This is a genomic window from Trueperella sp., assembly GCF_043424875.1.
In the GTDB taxonomy this organism is placed as follows: Bacteria; Actinomycetota; Actinomycetes; order Actinomycetales; family Actinomycetaceae; genus Trueperella.
This window is the reverse complement of sequence record NZ_JBHWPL010000018.1, coordinates 26525-32925: the sequence shown is the minus strand read 5'-3', so window position 1 is coordinate 32925 and position 6401 is coordinate 26525. Positions and strand designations below refer to the sequence as shown.

Below are 6401 nucleotides of genomic sequence, written 5' to 3'. Positions count from 1 at the left end.
GCCGATGCCCGTCGTCGTCGACGAATCGATGCGGGGCGAACGCATATCGCTGGGCGCGGGAGAGCCGGGCGTCAACCTCGTTCTGGCGGCAGATGATCTGATCGGCCACGTCGGCGCGATCGTCGCCGACATTTCAAAGCTTTCCTAGTCCAAGACGCCCTGCCGGTCAAGGGTACGTCCACCCACCGACGGGTGAATCACCGCTCAGCGCCGGGCGCTACCATTGATTTGACAGCGAAGCACGGGGAGAGGAAACGCCATGTTCTTAGCCGTTCTTTCACTCATCTTCATGTTTGTGATCACGATTTGGGCGGCGATCAACCCGCGCAGCCAATATCGCGTGGTCAACCGGCTGAACTACGCCAATCCCGAGGCTCACGAGCCATCAGATCTGGCAGTTGGCATTTCCCGGGTAGCGGGGATCGTCATGACGGGCCTGCTGATCTTCGTGGTGGTGTCCTATATCAGTGACCAGCGGCAGGCTGAAGAAGAAGCACGACGACGCGCGGAAATTGCCGCCACGCCCATCCCGCAGATTGAGGACTTCGCGTTGCCGGAAGATCCAAACTTGAACGTGCCGATGAGGGTGATGGTTGAACTTAGCGACGACGTGCGAGCCACGGTGGAGGCCGATGAATCCATTGCGCTTAGGCAGACATACATCGACCGGTGGTATTACCCGTACGTGGCGGAAAACAACGACTTCGCTGTCGGAAACGCAACCGTCACGCTATCGGACGACGTCATGAGTGACGGGGCCCCGATGAGTTTCGACCAGGCAACGCTCTCGGAGTACACCGACGCCCCGGCGGGAGTCGTGGTCGCGCTCATGAGCTCGGCATGTTTCGTCTACGACACGATGGTCGAAACGACGGATCGCGGACAGGTCGAGATCACCGTCATCGCCGACGGCGATGGGGAGGGGTGCAAGAACCCGTGGGTCTTTGTTCCGCTCACGCAAGAAGAGTACGACGCCGTGATGAATTACGAGGCGCCCGAGGTGTTCTATGGTGAGCGCCCAAATACCGATTCCGATGCCATCAACTATCGCTTGTACACGCAGGGAGCGATCATAGGAAACGTCAGCGTTGCGAGTCGCCGTTACTCCGATAACAAGGAATCTCGCTGGCAGGTGATCTACGGCCGGCCGACCGTGGTCAGGCCGCGTGTGAACTAGCGGTGGAGGAACTCACGCGGCTCGTTGGAAGCAAAGCTGATCGGTTCGATCTGGAATGTCGAATGTTTGATCGACACGTCGAAGTGCTCTAACACGCAGGCGCGAACGTCCCTGAGGATATCCACCGCGTGCCCGGTTTCGAAGCACTCGTCGGTGACGATCACATGCGCGGTGAGCACTGGGAGGCCGGTGGCAATCTGAGAGGCGTGCATGTCGTGTACGTCGACGACGTGGTCGACCGTCATGAGACAGGCACGTACCTCGTCGAGATCAAGCCCGTGGGGCGTGAACTCCATGAGCATTCGAATCGCGCTGCGCAGTAGAGCGATTGCGCGCGGCACGATCATCGCGGCGATGATGAACGCGGCGATCGTGTCGGCATAGGCAAATCCGGTGGTGAGCATGAGGATGCCCGAGGCGATGACCGCAACGGTTCCCATCGCGTCGATTGCCACCTCCAGGAACGCGCCGCGCATGTTGAGATTGGCGTCTCTATCCGCGTGAAGAACGAGCATTGCCGCGAGATTGAGGACCAACCCGACGACGGCGAAGCCGATCATGTCCCGCGCATCCACGTGCGGCGGATTGGCGATGCGGCCGATTCCGTCGATCACCGCGTAGAGTGAGACGCCCATGAGTAGCGCGCCCTGACCGAGAGCCGCCAGGCTCTCTGCGCGGCGAAAACCCCAGGTGTATCGCTTCGAGGGAGGTCGGCTCATGAGGTGTGCGGCGACGAGGGCCATGAGCAGGCCGAGGGAATCGACGAGCGAATGGACCATGTCGATGACGAGGGCTAAGCTTCCCGAGACCCATGCGCCGATGCCCTGCGCGATCACGATAGAAAAGACGAGTGCGAATGCGATGGCAAGACGGCGCGAAGCGGCGGGGGAATTGGCGGCGTCCTCCACGGAAGGGCCGTGAGAGTGGTCGTGGCTCATGATGCACGTCCGCGGATGTGGCTGCAGAGCAATGCGGGATTTCCGGTGGCCGCGAGTAGTTCTTCGGCGCCCGCGATCAGGATCCGTACGAGCCCGGGTTCGGCCAGGTTGTACCAATTCGATCTTCCTTCGGACCGTGCCGTGACCAGGCCGCATTCGGCGAGGAAGGCCACGTGATTACTGACCGTGGACTGGGCCAAATTCATGTGGTCGACGAGGTCACTCACACGATGCTCTCCCGACGAGAGGTGTTGGATAATTGCCAGCCGGGTAGGATCTGCAAATGCTTGGAACAGGTGTGCATACGACGCCGTGGCGTCGTCGTCGATACTGACGGGAAGTGCGCCGCGCTTATTGATTGTCATAGGGCGATGATATCGGTATTGGGCGATGCGTGCCAGTTTGAGCGAAGCGGACGGCGCGTGTCAAGAACTTGCCAAGCGCGGTTTACAGGCGTAAAACGAAAGCTAGCGTCAGCGACGACGAGAAAGTGAGACACACGTGGTACAAACATCCGAGGAGACGAAACGTCTCGGAATCGAAACCGCCGGCATTGAAATCGTGACCGAAGAAGAGCGCACCGCCAAACCCCACAACCTGTTCCTGCCATGGTTCGCCTCAAACGTGTCAGTGTTCGGCATGTCCTACGGAGCGTGGGTTCTTGGGTTTGGAATCTCCTTCTGGCAGGCCACGATTGTCACGATCATCGGCGTGGTTGTCTCGTTCATTTTCTGCGGTGTCATCGCAATCGGTGGCAAGCGCGGATCGGTGCCGACCATGGTCATGTCGCGCGCGGCCTTTGGCGTGCAGGGAGCGAAGGCTCCCGGCGTCGTGTCGTGGCTGACCTCGATCGGCTGGGAGACATCCCTGGCGATCACGGCGGTTCTCGCCACCTCCACCATCTTCGCCCGCCTTGGATGGGCCGAAGAAGGCTCAGTGGCGGTGCGCGTGGTTGCGGCTGCCACCGTGGCAACTCTCATCGTCTTGGGCGCGGTAGCCGGCTACCACATCATCATGAAGATGCAATCGATCCTCACGTGGCTTACCGGCATCACAACGATTATCTACATCATTCTCGTCGTGCCGCACATTGACTGGGATGCGATCATGGCGATCCCCTCGGGATCTGTGCCGCAGATGATTGGCGCGATGACGATGGTCATGACCGGCATGGGGCTCGGCTGGGTCAATATCGCGGCGGACTGGTCGCGATACCAGTCGCGCGATGCCTCGGGAGGGGCAATCGTGTTCTGGAATACGTTCGGCGGCTCGCTCGGCCCGGTTGTTCTCATCACCTTCGGCCTGATGCTCGCGGGCTCGGATCCCGTTCTCGCAGAAAACGTCGGCAACGATCCGGTGGGCGCGCTCGCGAGCCTGCTTCCCACATGGTTCCTGATCCCGTTCCTAATCACTGCCATCCTCGCGCTCCTGTCCGGCGCCATCAACGGAATCTACTCCTCGGGCCTGACCCTGCTGACTCTCGGCATTAACATCCCGCGCCCACTCGCCTCGCTCATCGACGGCATGATCCTCACGGCGGGAACGATCTTCGTGGTCTTCTTCTCCCCGTCATTTATCGGCCCCTTCCAGTCCTTCCTCATCACTCTCGGCGTGCCGCTGGCGGCGTGGGCGGGCATCATGATGGCTGATATCGCCCTGCGCAAGCGCGAGTACGACGAGCTTGCTCTCTTCGACTCGAGAGGCCGTTACGGTGCGGTCAATTGGGCGTCCATCGCGCTCATCGTCGTCGCCTGTTTCGTCGGCTGGGGCCTGGTTCTTAACGGCTTTGCCGAAGAAGCGGCGTGGAACAATTGGCAGGGCTACCTGCTCTTCCTCGTCGGCGGCGAAGATTCTGTGTGGGCGGCTGGCAATATCGGCGTCATCATTGCGCTTCTCATCGGGTTCCTCGGCTACTTCGCACTCAATGGACGCAAGGTTCGCGAACAGGAGCGCGATATGGACGAGGCCGTCGCCATTGAGGAGCTCGAGCGCGACGGCGGCGAGGTCGCTACCCAGCCGCGCGATGCCAACGCAGACGCGGACCGGCCATGAGCGCAGAATCGCGTGAGGTGAAGCTCGCGGAGGCGCTCCCACACGCTCCCGGCGTCCGCGAGGAAATTGTGGCGGGTGCGCAGCTCGTGCAGGAACGCACGGGCCTTGCCGGCCACGATCTTCTCATCACCCTGGGCTCGGGCCTGCGTGACGCCCTTGAGGGAGAGGTCCGCGCTCGAATCCCCCTCGCCGACCTGCCGGGAGTTCCCGCGCCGGCCGCCGAGGGCCACGGGGGAGAACTTTTGTCGCTGGATATTCCGGTCGCCGATTCCGGTGGAACCGTGCACTGCCTCGTTGCGACCGGGCGCAACCACCTGTACGAGGGGTTTTCCCCGACGACGGTCGTCCAGCTCTCGCGCGTAGCGGCCATGTGCGGTGTTCGCGCGGCTTTGCTGACGAATGCCGGAGGGTGCCTGCGCGAGTGGGAGCTCGGGGACATCATGCTGATCGACAACCACGTCAATCTCTCGGGTGAATCCCCCTTCGAGGGCGCGGTATTTGTTGATATCTGGAAGATTTGGGACGAGGAGCTCTCGAGCGTGCTCGCCCCGCACACGAGTCGGAGAGGGGTCTACGCCATCATGCGAGGGCCCGAGTTCCAAACGGAGGCCGAATCGATCCTGCTGCGGGCGGGCGGAGTGGACATGGTTGGCATGAGCACGGTCATGGAGGCAATCGCGCTCCATCAACTCGGCGTGCGCGTGTGCGGACTGTCGGTGACCTCGGACCTCAGCTTCTCGTCGCAGCCCACAGCGCACGAGGACGTGCTCGCCGCGGCGCGGGGATCCTATCCTGCCGTGAGAGAGGCAATTGACGATCTTTGCGCCGCCCTCGCGGCGCAGGTGTAAGCAGTCCCACGGTAAATCTCTCCCAGCAGGACATAGGATGTAAGTCCTAGATGGGAGAGGTGGATGGTTCATGCAGGTCTTTGCTGATCCGGTACTTGAGGCGATGGCACGGCGTCGTTCCGTGTCGAAGGTGGGTCCCAAGACCCCTACGGACTCGGAGATTGCAGATCTTCTCGCAGCTGTCACGCCCGTCGCCGATCACAAGGCGTTGCGCCCCTGGCGGCTGATTCTCATGCGAGGCGAGGAGCGGATGGCGCTCGCGAATGCTCTTGATGCAGCCGAGGGGATCACGCGCGAAGACGGCGAATACAACACGAAGCCATTCCGTGCGGAACTGCTCATCGCCGTCGTCGCCAGCCCGAAACCGCACCCTGCCGTGCCCGAATGGGAGCAACTCGCGACCGCGGCCGGCGCCGGCCACCTGCTCGAACTGGCACTGTGGCAGTCCGGCTGGGGCGTCATGTGGCGCACGGGGGTCTACGCGAACACCGACCCAGTGCGCCGGGCCCACCGCCTCGCCGATCACGAACACCTCATGGGATGGCTCTATGTGGGCGACATCGACGAGTCGTTCCGCCAGCGCCTCGCGCAGTCGAAGAAGCCGCCCCTCGACCCCGCTCAGTTCATCTCGCGCATGCCCGCCCAGGCGCCGGAAGGCTCGGAGTGATGTGGCATCTGTATGTCCGGGGGTGGCGCTGGTGATTGTTAGTGACACCGAGTTTCAGCGAGGTCGGGTATCGCATGGCCGGTTGTCCGCACGACCGGGTGTCAGTGCGACCGGGTGTCAGTGCGACCGGGTGCGTGCACGGCTAGTTGTCAGCGAACATGAAAGGCGCCGAGGGAGATTCCCTCGGCGCCTTTGACGTTGTGGCCGTATGCGGTGTTGCTTTGATGGGCGGTGTGCCCTCAACGCAACGTGCCCGGACGGCGTCGTGCCGTTAAAGCAAACTGCTCGGACGGCGTCGTGCCTTAGAGCTGGCGGCCAGCCTTCATCATGTCGCGGATTTCCTCGAGCAGGATGGTCTCGTCGGTCTTGACGGCAGCGTCTTCCTCGACCTCATCCTTCTTGGTCATCTTCTGCATCGGCACAACCACGAAGAAGTAGAGTGCAGCGGCGATGATGAGGAAGTTGATGAGGGCCGTGATGAGCGTGCCCGGGAGGATGGTCGCACCGTTGAGGTGGATGGTCCAGATCTGGTCGAAGTTCGGCTTGCCAAAGATGGCGCCGATCAGCGGCATGAGAATCTGCTCGTTCAGAGCGGTGACGATGGCCGAGAAGGCACCTGCGATGATGACGCCAACGGCGAGATCCATCACGTTACCGCGTGCAATGAAATCCTTGAAACCCTTAATCATGGGAGTCCTTTCGTACGATTGTGGTCGCGG

The 6401-nt window shown here is 61.8% G+C and carries 7 protein-coding genes; 4 read left to right on the top strand and 3 right to left on the bottom strand.

The genetic code is table 11. The features are described from left to right. Positions 1-259 precede the first annotated feature (259 nt). Positions 260-1177: a hypothetical protein gene (locus ACHFFR_RS01405; protein ID WP_394262481.1), complete on the top strand. Its 918-nt coding sequence runs from the start codon at positions 260-262 to the stop codon at positions 1175-1177. On the opposite strand, the gene ACHFFR_RS01400 is transcribed toward ACHFFR_RS01405, so the two are convergent. Both ACHFFR_RS01400 and ACHFFR_RS01395 read right to left on the bottom strand, forming a co-directional pair. Next, positions 1174-2115 (bottom strand): cation diffusion facilitator family transporter, encoded by a 942-nt coding sequence (locus ACHFFR_RS01400; RefSeq protein ID WP_394262480.1) that lies wholly within the window; start codon positions 2113-2115, stop codon positions 1174-1176. The two genes, ACHFFR_RS01405 and ACHFFR_RS01400, sit on opposite strands and share 4 nt — an antisense overlap. Beyond that, the gene (locus tag ACHFFR_RS01395) at positions 2112-2480 is read right to left on the bottom strand and encodes an ArsR/SmtB family transcription factor (protein WP_394262479.1); all 369 of its coding nucleotides are present in this window, start codon (positions 2478-2480) and stop codon (positions 2112-2114) included. Before ACHFFR_RS01395 ends, ACHFFR_RS01400 begins: the two co-directional genes overlap by 4 nt. A 136-nt stretch (positions 2481-2616) precedes the next feature. Here ACHFFR_RS01395 and ACHFFR_RS01390 point away from each other — a divergent pair, with 136 nt between their 5' ends. The 3 genes from ACHFFR_RS01390 (at position 2617) to ACHFFR_RS01380 (ending at position 5682) form a co-directional block, all read left to right on the top strand. After that, entirely contained in the window at positions 2617-4167 is a 1551-nt protein-coding gene (locus ACHFFR_RS01390; RefSeq protein WP_394262478.1) for a purine-cytosine permease family protein, read from the top strand. After that, on the top strand, positions 4164-5015 hold the full coding sequence (locus tag ACHFFR_RS01385; RefSeq protein WP_394262477.1) for a purine-nucleoside phosphorylase: 852 nt from the start codon (positions 4164-4166) through the stop codon (positions 5013-5015). The genes ACHFFR_RS01390 and ACHFFR_RS01385 overlap by 4 nt, the downstream gene beginning before the upstream one ends. A 70-nt stretch (positions 5016-5085) precedes the next feature. Beyond that, on the top strand, positions 5086-5682 hold the full coding sequence (locus ACHFFR_RS01380; RefSeq protein ID WP_394262476.1) for a nitroreductase family protein: 597 nt from the start codon (positions 5086-5088) through the stop codon (positions 5680-5682). 302 nt (positions 5683-5984) lie between these two features. On the opposite strand, the gene mscL is transcribed toward ACHFFR_RS01380, so the two are convergent. Continuing rightward, positions 5985-6371 (bottom strand): large conductance mechanosensitive channel protein MscL, encoded by a 387-nt coding sequence (gene mscL / locus ACHFFR_RS01375; protein ID WP_394262475.1) that lies wholly within the window; start codon positions 6369-6371, stop codon positions 5985-5987. Positions 6372-6401: the final 30 nt, after the last annotated feature.